Raw genomic sequence first — 16,719 nt, 5'->3', positions numbered from 1 at the left:
ATGCATTTTATTATTTACTGTTCGTAAATGTATAAGAATCGTTTGAACGTTGGTGCTCCATCTTCTGAATGATCCTAACTCAATTTCAAAAAGGGAACATCTAAGTTTTAGATTGTTCCCCTTTATTTCATTGGTCAATAATATGTTTTTCCTTATTTAATATAGGAATAACTAAAAATGCGTAGCGAACTCAAATATTACCCTATCCCATATAAACACTCTCACAAGTATCTGGAGCAGGTTCATAGAAGCAATGATTTTTGAATTGACCAGTAAACGGTTGGCCGTACCATGTTGGGGGACATGGGGCATATGGATTGAAGTACCAGAGTGCATATTTTGCTGGATGATCTCGCCAGAAGTCTAAATTTTGTTTCGCTAATCTTTTTTCGGTTTCTCTCGCTCGTTGGTAAAACATATTGCCCTTTTGAACGGCTTCAAAAGAATAATTTCCACCTTGTACCTGGTAAATAACTTGTTCAATGGTTCTAACATCGTTGAAGTCTAAACAAGATGCTACTGCACGATTGACAATGACATTGCCCACGTATAGCATACCCTGTTGTCCTTCACCCTCAGCCTCTGCTCTCATCATCCTTGCCATTAAAGCAACGTCTGCATCGCGGTATTTTACTCTTGGCATTTTTACACCTCCACCCTATAGTATGAAAAAGATCAAGGCTAGTTTCGCTTTATCTAGAAATTCGTTGTTTTTCATACTACTCAATAAAAAAACGCCATCATTGCAGTGTACAAAACAGCAAGATGGCGTCTTTAGATTAAAAATTCTTTTTAAAATAAGGTGTTTTTTTCAGTACAACACATACTGGAATGGCGATCATTAAGCCTACAAAGTTTTGAATGACATCTCCTGGAATGGATGCCATCGGTGCAATCCAGCTATTGAACATAATGGCTTGCCCAACATAGTAAACGGCAATCATCACAGGCATGGATACGACGGCCCCTAAAATATTCAGCCCAAGATTATCACCTGTATGTCCTTTTGACCAGGCGATTTTACCAACGATGAAGCCTTGTAATGCACGTGAAATAATAGTAGTCGGTGCCCAGATTAACCAGCCGCCTACGATATCGAATAAACCCATTCCGATGGCTCCAGCAAGTGCCCCTTTTTTAGGTCCGAATAAAATAGCTGAAATGAAAAGCATGGATGTCCCTAAATGAATAAGTCCACCTTGCCCGATCGGTAGCTTAAGATTGATGAACATGGTAGCTACGAAAACAAGTGCTGCTAAAATAGCTGTAATGACTAAATCAAATGTTTTCGTGCGTGATTTTGTAAAGGATGATGGCCTTTGTATATTTTGCATTTGTCTCTTCCTCACTATGATGAATATTTTGATGATTTTTACTTTAGCAAAGGACTGACTGTTGTGAAAGTGTCAATTTTATAAAAAAATTAGAGGTCAGATTGAGGTTATTTTCGCATCTTTCTAATTGTGATACGATGAGGTAAGTATAAGCAGGATGAGTTAGGTGGAATGAATGATGAAAAAAGTTGCTGTAATTCAAGATATGTCGTCCTTTGGGAAGTGCTCGTTAACGGCTGCGATACCTGTACTGTCTGTAATGGGCGTACAAGCAGTACCGCTTCCAACAGCTATTTTAACGGCGCAAACAGGGTATTCGAGTTTTTATTGTGAGGATTTAACGTCAAAGATGGACTATTTTGTAGATGAGTGGAGCAAGCTTGGAACTACCTTTGATGGCATTCACACAGGATTTGTCACAGGGAAGGAGCAAATCGATAATATCTTTCGTTTTTTAGACGTGTTTCACGCCAATGAAACGACATTGCTTGTTGACCCAGTGATGGGCGATCATGGCGAGGTTTATAAAATGTTTACGGGTGAGTTACTTGATCGAATGAAAGAGTTAGTGAAGTGTGCTGACATTATTACACCAAATGTTACGGAATGCTGCTTGCTTACAGGTTTGTCGTATGAGAAGCTACAGCGCTATCAAAACGATATCGAGTATATTCAGACTCTTGAAGAGGCAGGACAACAGCTACAACAGGCGACTGGAGCGAACGTCATTATTACTGGATTGAATCCACCAACAGCAGCTGCGGGCAAGCGTTATGTTGGCAATATGTTTGTCGATGCGGAGCGGTCTTTCCATAGTATTCGCAACTATAACGGTGAGAGCTATTCAGGTACAGGTGATCTATTTGCATCCGTTGTGATGGGCGGCATGATGCGTGGGCAAGATTTAGTGGAGTCTATGAAGCTGGCAGAGACATTTTTAGCCGCCGCGATCGAAGCTACATCGAAGGAGCAAGTTCCACGCGAGGCAGGCGTACATTTTGAACAGTTTTTACGCATGCTACTTTAGATTATTATTGATTTCCTCTATTGGATATTTGAAAAAGGGTCATTTGATTTTCTTGAAGGATTGATAAATTTATGAGTGGCGAGGGGGCTAATATGAGCTTACACGCCGCTTTTATTTTAGGGCACTATTTGTGACTAAATAATGTGCGTAGAATTTAAAGTTAAATATTAAAAAATACAATTGAGGTTATAAGTTTGATATGGGCAGCCTTTTTAATTTCTATTAGCTAAGTTTATTACTTAATCGTGTGCAAGCAGCGTATCTTTCTCTTTTCACTTTGTATTAAAATATTTTGAACAAGCGATTGTGAGCTTACTCGTTTTGGGAAGTTAAGTGTTGTTAGGGTGCAGAAAAAACGTAGTGTGCTGTAATAAAAGGTTTCTTCTTATTTCGTCATAATAAAAATGTTATAATGAAAAGGAAAGCCAGTTTTGATTGAAGTACAATCAAAATTGGCTTTGGTTCTGTTCAACCTCATGTAATACCTTGTTATTTTTTATCACTGTATAATGAGAAAGTGGAAGTTGGTGTAATATGAAGAATCGTAGTCAAATTAAACAAGACCGTGCTCATGAAACGCGTAGGACATTAATTGAGGCTGGGAAAAAAGTATTTTTCGAACTGGGCTTTCAGAAATCAACGATGAAGCAAATTATTAAGGAAGCTGGTGTTGGGCATGGCACAGCTTATGTTTATTTTTCCAATAAAGATGCACTTTTAATAGAAATAATCGATTCGCTTCTTGAAAAAATGTACAATATTGCGAAGTTAAGCTTTGTTCCGAAATCAAAGGAAGAAGCAAGAGAGCAAATTACATTCCAGGTAAAGGCATTCAATAAGCAAGGTATAGAAAACGAGAAGCTCATGAAGCTGGTTCTTGAGGCAATAGGGAGCTCAGAGGAAATTCGTCAAAAATGGTCTCTTGTTCAGCAACACTTTATTGATCATATTGAGAAAGATATTTTATATGTGCAAAATAATAATATTGCATACGCCCATCTAAATGCCAAAGATGTTGCAAATATGTGGTATCACATTAATGAGAGTTTCCTTTGGCGTTGCTTGCAAGACCCAAATGTCTCAATCGAGCAAAATGTAGAATTAATGGTACATTTTTATATGAAAGGCCTCTATACTGATTAACCTCCCCCTGTTGGAGGTTTTTTCTGTTTTATGTATTAAAAATCAATTTTAAAACATAAAAATTCTTTTTTTAAAAATATTGACACTGTGTCACTTTTTGATAAGATGAATATAAGGTGGTTAAAAGATGACCATGCTACCATTATTTTAGAAAGGTGAGGTGTTTAATATGGAGTTTAATCCTACAAGAGAATACGCAGCTTTTTTAGACAAAAATGATGATTTACAAGGATTTAGAGAACAATTTTATCTTCAGCCAGAGACCATTTATTTTGATGGGAATTCATTAGGGCTTTTATCAAAGAAAGCTGAGGCAAGTCTGTTGACGCTTTTAGATTCTTGGAAACAGTACGGCATTGATGGGTGGACGCAAGGGGAATATCCTTGGTTTTATTTATCTGAGCAAGTGGGTGCTCAGCTGGCCAAGATTGTAGGCGCGAAACCAGAGGAGGTCATTGCAACAGGTTCTACTACTGTGAATATGCATCAAATGATTGCAACATTTTATAAGCCAACAGGTAATAAAACAAAAATTGTTATTGATGAATTAAATTTCCCAACTGACTTATATGCAGTACAAAGTCAATTAGGTTTGCATTATGAAAATATTGAGGAGCATATTCAATATGTTCGTAGTAAGGACGGGCACTTTTATGCGCATGATGATATTGTATCTGCGATGACAGATGATGTGGCATTGATTATCCTTCCTGGTGTGTTATATCGAAGTGGCCAGATTCTTGATATGGAAGCGCTAACAAAGGAAGCGCATCAGCGTGGTATTCTAATTGGCTTTGATCTTTGTCATTCAGTGGGTTCTATAGAGCACTCACTACATGACTGGGATGTGGACTTTGCCTTCTGGTGTAATTATAAACATTTAAACGGAGGTCCTGGTGCTGTCGCTGGATTATTCGTCAATGAGAAGCATTTTAATACAAAGCCAGGCTTGGCAGGTTGGTTTAGCTCGGCTAAAGAAAAGCAATTTGATATGGAAACAAGCCTTATACAGGCACCAGATGCAGGTGCTTATCAAATGGGCTCACCACATTTATTAAACCTTGCGCCACTGCTAGGTGCGTTGGAACTCTTTAATGAAGCAGGCATTCAACGTATTCGTAAGAAATCAATTCAGCTAACAGAGTATTTCATTGCACTATACTATCAATATTTGGGCGAATATGGTTTCGAAGTTAATTGCCCAGTAATCAATGAGCAACGAGGTGGACATATCTTTTTAACACATACAGAAGCGGCTCGTATTTGTAAGGCATTAAAAGCGAAGGGAGTTATTCCTGATTTTAGAGCACCAAATGGTATTCGTATCGCACCTGTGGCACTTTATAACACCTTTGAAGAGGTCTATGAAGTCGTTCAAATACTAAAAACAATTATGGATGAAAAATTGTATGAGCAATTCAAAAATGAACGGGAAATCGTTGCATAATAAAGGAGTAATGGAATGATTATTGGTGTACCTAAAGAAATAAAAGTAATGGAAAACCGTGTTGCTTTAACGCCTGCAAGTGCAAGTGTTTTAATAGCTGCAGGTCATATAGTACTTGTTGAATCGAACGCAGGTCTTGGCTCGAATTTTACAGATGAGCACTATATGGAAGCTGGTGCAACCATCGTTCCAAAGGCGAAGGACGTATGGGCTGCCGAAATGGTCCTAAAGGTAAAAGAGCCAATCGCTTCAGAATATGATTATTTTTACAAAGGACAAATCTTATTTACCTACTTACATTTAGCAGCAGATGAAGCATTAACGAAGGCACTTTTAGAAAAAGAAGTAGTAGCCATTGCTTATGAAACGGTCCAATTAGCCGATGGAAGCCTGCCACTTCTTGCTCCGATGTCAGAAGTGGCTGGTCGAATGGCTGCGCAAATCGGTGCACATTATTTAGAAAAAACAAATGGTGGTAAAGGTATTTTACTAAGCGGTGTGCCAGGTGTGGCAAAAGGGAATGTAACCATTATAGGTGGTGGCGTTGTCGGCTATAATGCAGCAAAAACTGCTGTAGGCTTAGGTGCAAATGTGACGATTTTAGATGTCAATCCCGCTCGACTTCGCCAGCTTGAAGAGATATTTGGGGATCGTATTCAAACGTTGCTATCCAATAGCTTCAACATTGCAGAACAATTGAAAACAGCAGATTTGGTTATTGGTGCAGTACTTATTCCTGGTGCCAAGGCGCCCCGACTTGTGACAGAGAAGATGGTGAAAGCCATGCAGCCAGCCTCTGTTATCGTAGATGTGGCCATTGATCAAGGCGGAATTGTGGAAACAGCAGACCGTGTAACAACACATGATAATCCAACATACGAAAAACACGGTGTTGTGCATTATGCAGTTGGTAATATGCCAGGTGCAGTGCCGAAAACATCGTCAATGGCTTTAACGAATGTGACATTACCATATGCTATACAAATTGCAGCAAAGGGCTATAAGGAAGCACTATTACAAAACGAATCATTGCGAAAAGGTTTGAATGTTTATCAAGGTATAATTACAATGCGTAAGGTTGCTGAAGCTTTACAGCTACCATGTGAAAGCGCAGAGGATCTATTAAAAGGTCAAATCGTGTAATTGTACTCGAAGAACTGAGATTATATGAATGTAAAAAGAAATTGAAAAGGTCTGAGTTCAGTATAGTATAGGAACTCAGGCCTTTTATATAGTAGCATCTTTATCTGGCTGTTAGCTATGTGTACGATCAATAGATTTTTTGAACTGAATGGCTTTGCTTTCTAATAGTATTAAGATCAAGTTTACATCTGGTTTTCTAGGAACTATTTTTCCATTTTGTTCATCTGAAAAATACCTCCAAGACGGATAGAGAATTTCCTATCCTTTATCAGTCTTGGAGGTATCTTATTAGTTTTAGCGCTTTAACAACTATGCTATATGGTTTCTACTTGCTCTTCCTCAAGATCATTTGTGATGACACGATTTTTTGCTATGTTTATTCGTTTCCAAATATAATAGCAGATGGAAATGAAGATAAGCCAAGGGAAGCCGACAAGTAATGTTGCTTTAAAATCAGGAGAGAACCATGTTGATAATACGACAGAAGCTAATAGAACGGCTCCTAAAATGGTTAAATAAGGATAACCAATCATACGTACAGGTAGTTTTTCTCCATCTATCGGTTTGTATTTTTTACGGAAAAATAGATGCGTAATGAAAATCATAAACCACGCAAACATAGCGCCAAAGCTTGAAATTGAAATCATAAGCGATAAAGCTGATTCTGGCTTGAAAATCGAAAATGCTGTAGCAATGATAATACCGATAACAGATGCGAGCAATGCCCTCGTCGGAACTTGTCTTTTGTTAAGCTTACCCAATTGCTTCGGAGCAAAGCCACCCCGTGAAAGTGAGAACATCATACGAGTAGAAATATAAAGCTGGCTATTCATAGCCGAAAGCGCTGCGATTAGAACAACAAAGTTCATCATGGATGCGCCACCAGGAATATTTAATATTTCCATTACTTTAACGAATGGGCTCTTGTCTGCACCTGCCATTCCCCAAGGGACAATCATCAGCATTAGTACAAGTGTTACAATATAAAATAAAATTAAACGAATCACAGCTGATTTTAATGCAATTGGGACAGCTTTCCTTGGGTTCTCTGCTTCCCCAGCACTTACAGCAATCATTTCAATACTTAGATAACTAAATAATGAAATAAATATACCCATCCACATTCCCCAAAAACCATGTGGGAAAAAGCCGCCATCATTGAAGTAGTTTTGGATGCCAATATTGGAGGAGCTATCTGCCCCGAAAATAACAATACTAGCTAAAATAATAAAGCCGACAATCGCAGTGATTTTAATAACGGAGAACCAATATTCTACAGCGCCAAATAATTTCACTGTGGTAGCGTTTACATAAAGCAGTATAGCAGCAAATAATATAATCCATACAGCATTGGGTACACTTGGGAACCAATACCGCATATAAAGGGCAACAGCGGTCACCTCTGTACCAATTGAACAGATTAATGAGAACCAATAGGAATACCGAATAGCAAATCCTGCCCAGGAATTTACGTATTTTTCAGCATAAGCACCAAATGATCCAGTTGTAGGGTGCGCAACCGTCATTTCTGCGAGACAACCCATTAGTAATAGTGCAATGAGAGCTCCTATAGCGTAACTCACAATAACACTTGGACCAGCTAGACCGATGGCTAAGCTACTGCCGAGAAATAACCCTGTCCCAATGGCACCTCCAATGGCAATCATCGTAATTTGATTTGTCTTTAATCCCTTGTTTAAACCTTGCTCACGTTCCATAATGTCTTCCATACTGTGGTTATGTTTAACCATTCTTTCATCCCCTTTGTGTAAATTTCATCTTTCATAGATCAACTTCTTTCTATCATTTCTAAAAAATCTGGTGAATCTATGCATATACTAAATTAAAAATGACACAGTGTCAATATAATATGTCGTAATTTTCTGAATATATATCTTTTTTTCTCTTTAATGTATGTAATTTGGTTTGTTTATTTTATCAACAACGGATTATAATCACTAAAAGTAAGGTGTTTCATATATAATTATCCTTTATGCTTAATAAAATCATTTCCGTAAATAATTGATACTATATCACTTATTTAGTAGAGGTTATGCTTGATAAGAAAACAAATCTCCTGAAAAATCCCTAGTGTTATACGAAAATGATGTCTTCTATAAATAACCAGCAACTGTATAGCTTGAAAATATGCATTGGGTTTGCCTAGAAAAATCTTTTAAGAACGCTTGCAAAACGATTGTTTCGTTAAGGTTGCTCTATGTCTTGATTACTTAGTACAAAGTGTATTTTTCTTGTACTGCTAATAGTGTTCACCGACAGTATAAGAGTGTGTTTCGCGATACTGCTAGACATCTATTTTAACCTCCTTCATTTTCTTGAAAAAATACATCAAATGCTATTCGCTAGGGTCGATAAAAATGAAAAGTGTTATAGGAGGGGAAGAATGGAAATTAGGCTTTTAACAGCAGCAGATGCTGAGGTATATCGTCATTTGAGATTAGAGGGACTACAAATGAATCCGGAGGCATTTGGTTCTAGCTTTGAAGAGGAAAAGGATATGGGGCTTGCCTTATTTGCAAGTAGACTCGAGGGTCAGGAATCGTTTACATTCGGGGCATTTGAACAGAATGATTTGCTGGGCGTTGCGACATTGGTACAGGAAAATAAAATGAAGCTAAAGCATAAAGCGAACATTTTTGCCGTTTATGTTTCTCCAAAAAAGCGAGGGCTTGGCTTAGGTAAACATTTAATGTTAGCCGTCATTAATCAAGCAAAGGTATTAGCGGTCGTTGAGCAGATCAATTTAACGGTTGTGTCTTCCAATGATTCAGCAAAAGGGCTATATAAATCGCTAGGCTTTCAGGTGTTTGGAACAGAAAAGCGTGCGTTAAAAATAGGACAGCAATATGTTGATGAAGATTATATGGTGCTGTACATCTAGTAAAAAAAGAAATGCCTTTGAAGTCAGCCTTCAAAGGCTATAAATTTTTATGGTGAACTCCAATGGAACAATGAAAATAATGCAATGACTAAAGTAATACCAGCCATAACAAGTATAAGTAAAGTGCTAACAATAGGCACTTTCTTTTTAAGTAGCCATATACTCAACACAATAATAATAATTGATAAGGGGAGTGTTAGCCAAAATCCTAGATTACCTAAGTATTCGATTTGAATGGCGAATGAATCGTAAAAGTAATTATAGGAAATGCCAAGCATGATAAAAAGGGTCATGACAATATTCGGTGACAGCATGTTATTGTGATTCATAAAATCCCCTCCCATCTAAAAAGTATTTGTTCTTACATATATTGTATGAATTTGCACGGTTAAGTCACACGGCAGCATTCCTTTTAAAGAGTGCTGCCGTAAATTTTTTTAGGCTGATTATTGCTCCATTTTATCTAATAATCTCAAGATGACCGCTTCTAAAACCTCTATTTTCTTTTCGAATCGCACAAAGAGATAGATGGTAATGGCAATAGGGAAACCAGAGTTTCCAATTAAGCTAACCCATATTTGAATCGTTTCAGGTGTAATCATGACATCTTCCTCCTTCAATATTGTTGTGCCTTACAATGACTAAAGTGAATTGCTGCACCATAAAATCAATATAAATTAATCTCAAACAGAACATTTGTTCTGTTTTTGGTTTATAATAGAGAGAGGATATTCACTTTATTTAGCAAGAAGACGGATAGATAGGAGTGATAATAATGTGTAATGAGCATCAAAAAATAGAGGCGTTTTTTCGCAGGAATATAGAGCAGATTAAAAATCCAATTATTAGAAGTTTTTTAGCTGATGCTAAAAATCTTTATTTGGTTCAAAATGCCATTTTATATCCAACCGATTGTAATAGGAAAATGGTTGATGAAATTTTTCAAACTCACTATATAAGGGTTCGAAAAATAACATATGTCAGCAGTTTAATTTATTTCTTCAGCTTGGATTTTGATAAAAAAAGGAGAAGATTGCAAAACCGCTTCTTATTAATCGTAGATAATGACCTATTTGAGACTGAGTGTACTAGAGGAGACGTAAGAATTGAGGGAGGATTATTGGACATGGTTGAAAACGAACAGCTCTTTAAAGCTTTAAAAACATTAACGGGCAAGCAACTTCAAATTTTAGAGCTGATTTATGTCAAAGATTGTACGATTAAAGTAATAGCAGAAACATTACACACATCACCTCAAAATATATCCAATCTACATCGAAAGGCATTAAAGAAACTTCAGCAGATGCTTAAAAAAGGGGAGAGATAATCAATGGAAAACAACTACAATGAGGAGACGCTAATAATCATTGAGAACTTCATGCCAAAAATTAAGCAGTGTCTTCATCAAACAAGTTATCAGGACAGAGAGGATCTGGAACAGGAGATCAAATTAAAAATTATTGAAAAAATGGCGACAAAAGAATTTAAGGACACACCTGGATTTTGGGATTTCTTTACATGAAAAAAAGAAAAGAGCAATTTTCCTTTTTAATGGGATAATTGCTCTTTTGAAGCATTAACCTTTTAAGAAGTCTGGTTTAGCAAAGCTTGGGTTTGGATATGTGTAGAAGCCCTCGCCAGTTGCACGACCAAGTTTACCTTTTTCAATGTACTCTGTTTTTAAAAGGTTAGCTAATTTTTTCATGTTTTCATCGTCAGTAGCACTTGCTTTCGCTTCCACAATGTTATAGGCTGTGTTAATGCCGACGATGTCTAGGATAGCAAATGGCCCAAGTGGAGCACCAGTACCAATCATCCATGTTTTATCAATCGTTTCTGGATCAGCTACTTCCTTTACAAGCAAAGATTCAGCTGCATCTAAAAATGGCACAAGCAATGAGTTTAAAATATAGCCAGGTTGTTCTTTATATAATGGTAGAGGTACCATGCCGATTGCACGTGCAAATTCTACAACCTCATCAAATACTGTCATATCTGTACCAGGATGTTTCATAATTTCAGCTGTATTGTTTTTCCAAATAGTATTTGCAAAGTGGAGAGCTAAAAATTTCTCAGGGCGTCCAGTTGCCTCAGCAAATTGACTAGGTAATAAAGTAGACGAGTTTGTTGCAAAGATTGTTTTTGCTGGTGCTACTTTGCCTAGATTTGTGTAAAACTCAGTTTTGATGCTCACAACCTCAGGAATTGCTTCAACTACAAGGTCCGCATTCGCAACAGCTTGAGCTAAGTCACTATTAAAAGTAAGACGTGCATAAGCAGCATCTACTTCTTCTTGTGTCGCACCTAGGTCTTGTTGATACAAGGGTTTTAAATTTGTAATGCGATCCTGTGCATTTTTTAGAGCCTCGTCATTAATGTCGTAAACGGTTACATTAAAACCTTTGAAAGCAGATTGGTAAGCAATTTGACTTCCTAATACACCGCTACCTGCAACCGTAATGTTTTGATAATTCATCGAAATTCCTCCTTTGAAATTGTTACATTAATATAATAGTGTGGATAGGTAGATAATCCTTCGTTACAATTCCATACTACTTCTAACCTTCAATAAAAATCAAATGATAGACTCTAATATTATAGAGATATAAAGATTTATGTGATGTTCCTTATCAAGTATGTACCCAATAATAAAGAAATATAACGTTAAAAAGAACAGCTTTTAAGCTGTCCTCCATGTTAAAGATAATTCACTGTAGTAAACATGCCCCCAACACCAGGTGCGCCATTGTTTGTAACATGATGGGGCATATGACAATGGATGGGCCAGATACCAGGGTTATTAGCCGTAAAGCTTATATCCCATGTTTCACCAGAGGCAACAAGAATGGTGTTTTTAGCAATTTGTGTGTGGCTAGAGATAGGAAAACCATCTGCCCCAACGACGTGGAATTGGTGACCGTGTAAATGGATGGGATGGTGATGCATTTGGATGTTGCCAAAACGAATTTTTACAGTATCACCTAAATGTACGGCTAATGGCTTTGTGAAAGGATAGCATTTGCCATTGATCGTGAAAAAATTAAATTCAGGCTTAATAAAGTTTAAAGGATACGTACCTTTTGTAAGCTTCCCCCAGGATAATTGATCGACAGCCCATTCTTGTAATAGGCATAGATAATCCTTGTGCTGAGAAATGTTTTGTAAGCAAGGGTCTTCAACGATAAATCCGCCTAAAAGACCAGCATTATCTTGCACAGCGACATTCACATGCGAATGATACATATATGTTCCAGGAGGGTTTTTAATTGTAAAATGATAATCGAAATAATGCCCTGGCTCGATAAAAGGTGACGGTTCAATGGGAGGAACACCATCCATTGTGTTCGGGACAAGTAAGCCGTGCCAATGTACACTAGTTTTTTCAGGTAGTCGATTAATGACACGAATACATATATGATCCCCCGGATAAACACGAATGGTTGGCCCAGGTGTGGAACCGTTGTAGCCCCACGCCTGAATGAAGATTCCATCGACAAGCTCCCACGTTATTTCTTCTGCAATCAAAGTGAAAAACTTCGTACCATTTACTTGCATGACATAGGGTAAATCTTTAATACCAGGGGTGATAACCATAAAGAAGCCTCCTGTAAGCATGATTTTCTATTGTATGTTTGTCGTTGTTAAATTTAGGACATGTGAGGCGGATGGTTTCAATAGCATCTATGACTAGAAACGCACATAAAAATCATGCTAGTAATCAATATAAGGTGGTAATATTATTAAATTTTTTTAGAAATAATAAAAAATTACCTTGTTGCTTAATTGAATACATGCCGAAATAAAAAGGGAAGTAGTAAAATTTTAGTATGTAATAAATAGGTCTTTCTTATAATTATTGAATTATTTACATATTTTTATAGATTTACTAAGTCCTGTTTTAGTACACTTGATGTATGAATTGAAGGAGGAAGAACGATGAAAAAAGTAATGTTAGCTGGTGCACTAAGTATTGCATGTTTAACAGGAGGATTTGGTGGACAGGCACAGGCACAGGAAACTGTAAATGTGGCAAATATTATCCATCCAAAGCAGGCTGTTGCAGCTACTAGTCAATTACAGGCAATGTCCTATCAAGATATTTATAAAATGCTATTGCTATCTAAAATAGGCTTTGAGAATGATGAAGTCTCGATTGTTACAACGAAAAATAGTATTACAGTAAAAATTTCGTTAGAGTCGATTCTTCAATCCTACAAGGATGGTACAAACCTATATCCAGAGGGAGAAAAAGAATTTAAAGAAAACTACGAAGAGCTTAAAAAGTTATTCGGTAATGCGATTCAAATAAAAATTACGCAAACTGGCAATGGTTTTAAGAGTGAAGTTTATACAGCAGGGAAATGGGAAGCTGTTAGCGCAGAGGATTTAAATGATATGGTTCAAGTATTTGCTCGTGCAGATGTTGAGTTAAAGCCAGGTGGTTATTTTAAGGATGCCATTGGTCATTGGGCTGAGAGCTATATCCAATTGCTATATCAAGCTGATATTATCACGGGTACATCTGCCACAACTTTTAATCCGAATGGACAAGTAACTAGAGGAGAATTAGCGGCTATTATTTTCCGAGCATCTGGCTTAAATGTAAATGAAGATTATGAGGGACCAGCTACTTATACGGACCTGAATGGATTCTGGGGTGCAAAGGAAGTAGCGATTCTAGAAGAGTATGGCTTAATTGATATTTTTAATGGTGAAAAATTTGAGCCGAAAAAGCCTGTTACACGCGAGGAAATGGCATACATTACGGCTAGATATTTAGAAAGTATGGAAGTTAATGTTTCACAAGTGAGCACAACTAATACTTTCACAGATAAAAATCAAATGCGTAAAGAAACAGTAGAAGCTATTGGTCTCTTACAGCATTTAGGAATTTTAAATGGCACGAATGGGAAATTTAACCCGAAAGGAAATCTGACTCGTGCAGAGGTTTCTAAAATTTTAACGCTTACTTTAATGCTACTAAGTGAAGAAGAATAATGAAAAAGGATGTCTCTAATATTAGAGACACCCTTTTTTTACTCCACAAGTATATGGAAAATATAGCTGAGGAAATAGCCTAAAAAGAGGTAGATAAAAAATGATTTAAATGAGACTTTCTGTAGCTGATGCAAAATAAATTCAGAAATACTAGCCGTGGCAATTAATCCTATCGATATCCCCATTAAGACCCCCTGTGCTTTCTCCGGTAAAGACCAGTATTGTCCAAACCAAATAAAGATACTAAAGAAAATAGAGAAGATAAAGAAATAAATGAAAAGTCTCCATAGCTTTTCCCCCTGAGAAATAAGTGCGGTTGAAAGAGCAAAGCCTTCTGGAACATGATGAAGAATAATAGAGGCTGTGAGCGAAATACTTAAGGCAGCATTTCCAAGTAAGTTTCCAACAGTGAGACTAATAGGGATTGTATGGATAATCATAGCAAGAGTTAGGAGAGAAACCGATGGATTTTGTGTATGTGAAGCATGAAATAGGGTGTCTAGTAGTTGAAAGATGAAATAACCGATAAAAATGCCTAGTATAATACCGAATGATTGATAGATTTGAAATGAAGAAGGGATGATATCTAGCACAAGTATGCCTACTAGAAAGCCCCCACATAATAATGATAATCCCTGTGTCGTATGCTGAAATAGCTTAGAGAAAATCCAGGCAATCGCACCCCCAATGCTCACACTGAAAAATAGAAATCCGCCAAGTATCATTGCACTCACCTGTAAAGTTCCTCCGCCCTATCATAAACTTTAATGTCATTTTTCCAAATATATGCTAATTGGACATGAATATGCTTGCAAGAATGTATCTAGAAAGCGGTGGATAATTTCATAATGTAGGAAAATAGCGAATTTATTCAATTGACTGAATATTAGTTTAATTTTATACTTTTTAATAGAAAGACCAGATTCATCGATTAAGCTCATATAGGGAGGAATGGTTGAATGAAATGGGATGCAAGTTATGATGTAGTTGTAGTAGGATCAGGTGCAGCAGGATTGACAGCAGGTTTAACAGCAAAATTACAAGGATTGAAATCATTAGTGATTGAAAAAACAGATCGCTACGGCGGTGCTTCTGCTATTTCAGGCGGTGCCTTATGGATTCCGAATAATCATGTCATTAAAGGCGCAGGTGTTCCAGATACACATGAGCTTGCACGCCAATATTTAGATTCAACAATCGGTGATCGTGTGCCAGAAGCGTTAAAGGAAGCTTATATTACGAGAGGACCTGAAATGTTACGCTTTTTATACAATAAAACTAAGCATATACGCTTCCAGTATGCAAAAGGCTACTCGGATTATTATCCTGAAAAACCCGGTGGCTTGTCACAGGGACGTTCCATTGAACCACTGATTTTCGATTTAACGAAAATGGGTTCTTTAGCGAATACTATGCGTCGGGCAACACTATCAACAAAAGGCTTTACGATGAATAGTTACGAGTTTCATAAGGTGAATATGATTACACGAACGTTGCAAGGAAAAACGACTGCACTGAAATTAGGGGCGCGTTTAGTAAAATCAAAGGTGACAAAGAGTGACCCAGTAGCTTTAGGCGAGGCTTTAGTGGCACGTTTACGGCTCTCTCTTGCGGAGGCAAATGGCGAGCTTTGGCTATCAACTGCCTTTAAAGATTTCATTATGGACAAGGGACGAGTGATTGGCATCGTTGTGGAACGTGATGGGCAAGAGCAGCGCATTGAGGCAAAGAAGGGTGTTGTTCTTTCATCAGGTGGCTTTTCACATAATCAGGCACTCCGCGAAAAGTATTTACCTAGCCCAACGAATGCTGCGTGGACTTCTTCACCAGAAGGGCAGACAGGCGACATCATTGAACCTGGCGTGAAAATTGGCGCTACGTTAGATCTAATGGATAAAGTGTGGGGAGCGCCTTCTGTTATTGATCCGCAAGGGCAACCATTCTTCCTAGTGGCAGATCGCGGTGTACCGAATATGATGGTAGTGGATAGCACAGGGCAACGTTTTGTTAATGAAGCGGCACCCTATCATGAATTTGTAGAGAGGATGTACAAGCATCAAGAAGCTACAGAGCAGGCTGTTCCTTCCTGGATATTGATTGATGCCTCTGCTAAAAGCCGTTATATTTTTACAGGGCTGTTTCCAGGACAAGCCTTCCCGAAAAGTTGGTATGATCATGGCATCGTGAAAAGTGCGGAGACGATTGAAGAGCTTGCCAGAGAAATGGATGTGCCAGCTGAGAGGCTAGTAGCGACGGTAGATCGTTTTAATGACTTTGTACGGAACGGTCATGATGATGATTTTTATCGAGGAGATAGCGCCTATGATAATTACTATGGGGACCCGACATTACCAAATCCAAATTTGGCGGAGATAAAGAAAGCCCCGTTCTATGCATTGCGTTTATATCCAGGAGATATTGGTACAAAAGGCGGTTTAGTTGTGGACGAATATGCTCGGGTGATTAAGAAAGATGGTGAACCAATCGAAGGTTTATATGCTTCTGGCAATTGTTCAGCGTCTATTATGGGAGAAACGTATCCTGGACCAGGAGCGACCATTGGACCTGGTATGACTTTAAGCTATGTGGCGACAACATATATGGCCAAGGGAGTAGCAAAAGAAGAGGCATCACTTGTGAATGTATAAATTGGACGGAACCCTTCCAGCACGCTGATGAGGAAGGGTTTTTACATTGGGGAAATGTTCTAACACTTTCTTGCTAG

Annotated in this window: 17 protein-coding genes; 9 read left to right on the top strand and 8 right to left on the bottom strand. The window is 37.8% G+C overall.

Annotated elements, in window-relative coordinates; translation table 11 throughout:
* Positions 1–202 precede the first annotated feature (202 nt).
* On the bottom strand, positions 203–643 hold the full coding sequence (locus tag CRI88_RS09825) for a cell wall hydrolase (RefSeq protein WP_036122904.1): 441 nt from the start codon (positions 641–643) through the stop codon (positions 203–205).
* 136 nt (positions 644–779) lie between these two features.
* Positions 780–1,334 carry an ECF transporter S component gene (locus CRI88_RS09820; protein ID WP_036122901.1) on the bottom strand — a complete coding sequence of 185 codons (555 nt, stop codon included), beginning with the start codon at positions 1,332–1,334 and terminating at the stop codon, positions 780–782.
* Between the two features lie 178 nt (positions 1,335–1,512).
* On the opposite strand from CRI88_RS09820, the gene CRI88_RS09815 reads away from it, so the two are divergent.
* From CRI88_RS09815 to ald, 4 genes are all read left to right on the top strand, one after another.
* Complete coding sequence (locus tag CRI88_RS09815; RefSeq protein ID WP_036122898.1) at positions 1,513–2,361, top strand: pyridoxamine kinase; 849 nt, start codon at positions 1,513–1,515, stop codon at positions 2,359–2,361.
* Between the two features lie 534 nt (positions 2,362–2,895).
* Positions 2,896–3,504: a TetR/AcrR family transcriptional regulator gene (locus CRI88_RS09810; RefSeq protein ID WP_036122895.1), complete on the top strand. Its 609-nt coding sequence runs from the start codon at positions 2,896–2,898 to the stop codon at positions 3,502–3,504.
* Between the two features lie 160 nt (positions 3,505–3,664).
* Complete coding sequence (gene kynU / locus CRI88_RS09805; protein ID WP_170829884.1) at positions 3,665–4,951, top strand: kynureninase; 1,287 nt, start codon at positions 3,665–3,667, stop codon at positions 4,949–4,951.
* Between the two features lie 15 nt (positions 4,952–4,966).
* On the top strand, positions 4,967–6,094 hold the full coding sequence (ald, locus tag CRI88_RS09800) for an alanine dehydrogenase (RefSeq protein WP_058844806.1): 1,128 nt from the start codon (positions 4,967–4,969) through the stop codon (positions 6,092–6,094).
* 314 nt (positions 6,095–6,408) lie between these two features.
* Here ald and CRI88_RS09795 read toward each other — a convergent pair whose 3' ends face one another.
* The gene (locus CRI88_RS09795) at positions 6,409–7,845 is read right to left on the bottom strand and encodes an amino acid permease (RefSeq protein WP_036122875.1); all 1,437 of its coding nucleotides are present in this window, start codon (positions 7,843–7,845) and stop codon (positions 6,409–6,411) included.
* A 653-nt stretch (positions 7,846–8,498) separates the two neighbouring features.
* On the opposite strand from CRI88_RS09795, the gene CRI88_RS09790 reads away from it, so the two are divergent.
* Entirely contained in the window at positions 8,499–8,996 is a 498-nt protein-coding gene (locus CRI88_RS09790) for a GNAT family N-acetyltransferase (protein ID WP_036122871.1), read from the top strand.
* 47 nt (positions 8,997–9,043) lie between these two features.
* Here the strand turns inward: CRI88_RS09790 and CRI88_RS09785 are convergent, their stop codons facing one another.
* Together CRI88_RS09785 and CRI88_RS09780 are read right to left on the bottom strand one after the other, a co-directional pair.
* Positions 9,044–9,325, bottom strand: a complete 282-nt coding sequence (locus tag CRI88_RS09785; protein WP_231745100.1) for a hypothetical protein — start codon at positions 9,323–9,325, stop codon at positions 9,044–9,046.
* A gap of 117 nt (positions 9,326–9,442) precedes the next feature.
* Positions 9,443–9,598, bottom strand: a complete 156-nt coding sequence (locus CRI88_RS09780; RefSeq protein WP_080717074.1) for a YvrJ family protein — start codon at positions 9,596–9,598, stop codon at positions 9,443–9,445.
* A 173-nt stretch (positions 9,599–9,771) separates the two neighbouring features.
* Here CRI88_RS09780 and CRI88_RS09775 point away from each other — a divergent pair, with 173 nt between their 5' ends.
* Positions 9,772–10,323 carry a sigma-70 family RNA polymerase sigma factor gene (locus tag CRI88_RS09775; RefSeq protein WP_058844807.1) on the top strand — a complete coding sequence of 184 codons (552 nt, stop codon included), beginning with the start codon at positions 9,772–9,774 and terminating at the stop codon, positions 10,321–10,323.
* Between the two features lie 3 nt (positions 10,324–10,326).
* Positions 10,327–10,518, top strand: a complete 192-nt coding sequence (locus tag CRI88_RS09770; RefSeq protein ID WP_058844808.1) for a hypothetical protein — start codon at positions 10,327–10,329, stop codon at positions 10,516–10,518.
* 54 nt (positions 10,519–10,572) lie between these two features.
* Here CRI88_RS09770 and CRI88_RS09765 read toward each other — a convergent pair whose 3' ends face one another.
* Positions 10,573–11,472, bottom strand: coding sequence for a 3-hydroxyacyl-CoA dehydrogenase (locus tag CRI88_RS09765; RefSeq protein WP_058844809.1), 900 nt, complete (start codon positions 11,470–11,472; stop codon positions 10,573–10,575).
* Positions 11,473–11,693: 221 nt separating this feature from the next.
* The gene (locus CRI88_RS09760) at positions 11,694–12,590 is read right to left on the bottom strand and encodes a copper oxidase (protein WP_058844810.1); all 897 of its coding nucleotides are present in this window, start codon (positions 12,588–12,590) and stop codon (positions 11,694–11,696) included.
* 342 nt (positions 12,591–12,932) lie between these two features.
* Here CRI88_RS09760 and CRI88_RS09755 point away from each other — a divergent pair, with 342 nt between their 5' ends.
* Positions 12,933–13,994, top strand: coding sequence for an S-layer homology domain-containing protein (locus CRI88_RS09755; RefSeq protein WP_058844811.1), 1,062 nt, complete (start codon positions 12,933–12,935; stop codon positions 13,992–13,994).
* A 38-nt stretch (positions 13,995–14,032) separates the two neighbouring features.
* On the opposite strand, the gene CRI88_RS09750 is transcribed toward CRI88_RS09755, so the two are convergent.
* Complete coding sequence (locus CRI88_RS09750) at positions 14,033–14,719, bottom strand: ZIP family metal transporter (RefSeq protein WP_230593770.1); 687 nt, start codon at positions 14,717–14,719, stop codon at positions 14,033–14,035.
* A gap of 234 nt (positions 14,720–14,953) precedes the next feature.
* Here CRI88_RS09750 and CRI88_RS09745 point away from each other — a divergent pair, with 234 nt between their 5' ends.
* A complete protein-coding gene (locus CRI88_RS09745; RefSeq protein WP_058844814.1) occupies positions 14,954–16,642 on the top strand; it encodes an FAD-dependent oxidoreductase in 1,689 nt (562 codons plus the stop codon).
* Positions 16,643–16,719 lie beyond the last annotated feature (77 nt).

This window comes from Lysinibacillus fusiformis (assembly GCF_002845985.1).
GTDB lineage: Bacteria > Bacillota > Bacilli > Bacillales_A > Planococcaceae > Lysinibacillus > Lysinibacillus fusiformis_D.
This window is presented reverse-complemented; position numbering and strand designations above follow the sequence as displayed.

Coding starts and splice junctions, on each gene's coding strand:
- CRI88_RS09825 (WP_036122904.1), bottom strand. CDS start 643: ATGCCAAGAGTAAAATACCGCGATGCAGACGTTGCTTTAATGGCAAGG.
- CRI88_RS09820 (WP_036122901.1), bottom strand. CDS start 1,334: ATGCAAAATATACAAAGGCCATCATCCTTTACAAAATCACGCACGAAA.
- CRI88_RS09815 (WP_036122898.1), top strand. CDS start 1,513: ATGAAAAAAGTTGCTGTAATTCAAGATATGTCGTCCTTTGGGAAGTGC.
- CRI88_RS09810 (WP_036122895.1), top strand. CDS start 2,896: ATGAAGAATCGTAGTCAAATTAAACAAGACCGTGCTCATGAAACGCGT.
- ald (WP_058844806.1), top strand. CDS start 4,967: ATGATTATTGGTGTACCTAAAGAAATAAAAGTAATGGAAAACCGTGTT.
- CRI88_RS09795 (WP_036122875.1), bottom strand. CDS start 7,845: ATGGTTAAACATAACCACAGTATGGAAGACATTATGGAACGTGAGCAA.
- CRI88_RS09790 (WP_036122871.1), top strand. CDS start 8,499: ATGGAAATTAGGCTTTTAACAGCAGCAGATGCTGAGGTATATCGTCAT.
- CRI88_RS09785 (WP_231745100.1), bottom strand. CDS start 9,325: ATGAATCACAATAACATGCTGTCACCGAATATTGTCATGACCCTTTTT.
- CRI88_RS09780 (WP_080717074.1), bottom strand. CDS start 9,598: ATGATTACACCTGAAACGATTCAAATATGGGTTAGCTTAATTGGAAAC.
- CRI88_RS09775 (WP_058844807.1), top strand. CDS start 9,772: ATGTGTAATGAGCATCAAAAAATAGAGGCGTTTTTTCGCAGGAATATA.
- CRI88_RS09770 (WP_058844808.1), top strand. CDS start 10,327: ATGGAAAACAACTACAATGAGGAGACGCTAATAATCATTGAGAACTTC.
- CRI88_RS09765 (WP_058844809.1), bottom strand. CDS start 11,472: ATGAATTATCAAAACATTACGGTTGCAGGTAGCGGTGTATTAGGAAGT.
- CRI88_RS09760 (WP_058844810.1), bottom strand. CDS start 12,590: ATGGTTATCACCCCTGGTATTAAAGATTTACCCTATGTCATGCAAGTA.
- CRI88_RS09755 (WP_058844811.1), top strand. CDS start 12,933: ATGAAAAAAGTAATGTTAGCTGGTGCACTAAGTATTGCATGTTTAACA.
- CRI88_RS09750 (WP_230593770.1), bottom strand. CDS start 14,719: ATGATACTTGGCGGATTTCTATTTTTCAGTGTGAGCATTGGGGGTGCG.
- CRI88_RS09745 (WP_058844814.1), top strand. CDS start 14,954: ATGAAATGGGATGCAAGTTATGATGTAGTTGTAGTAGGATCAGGTGCA.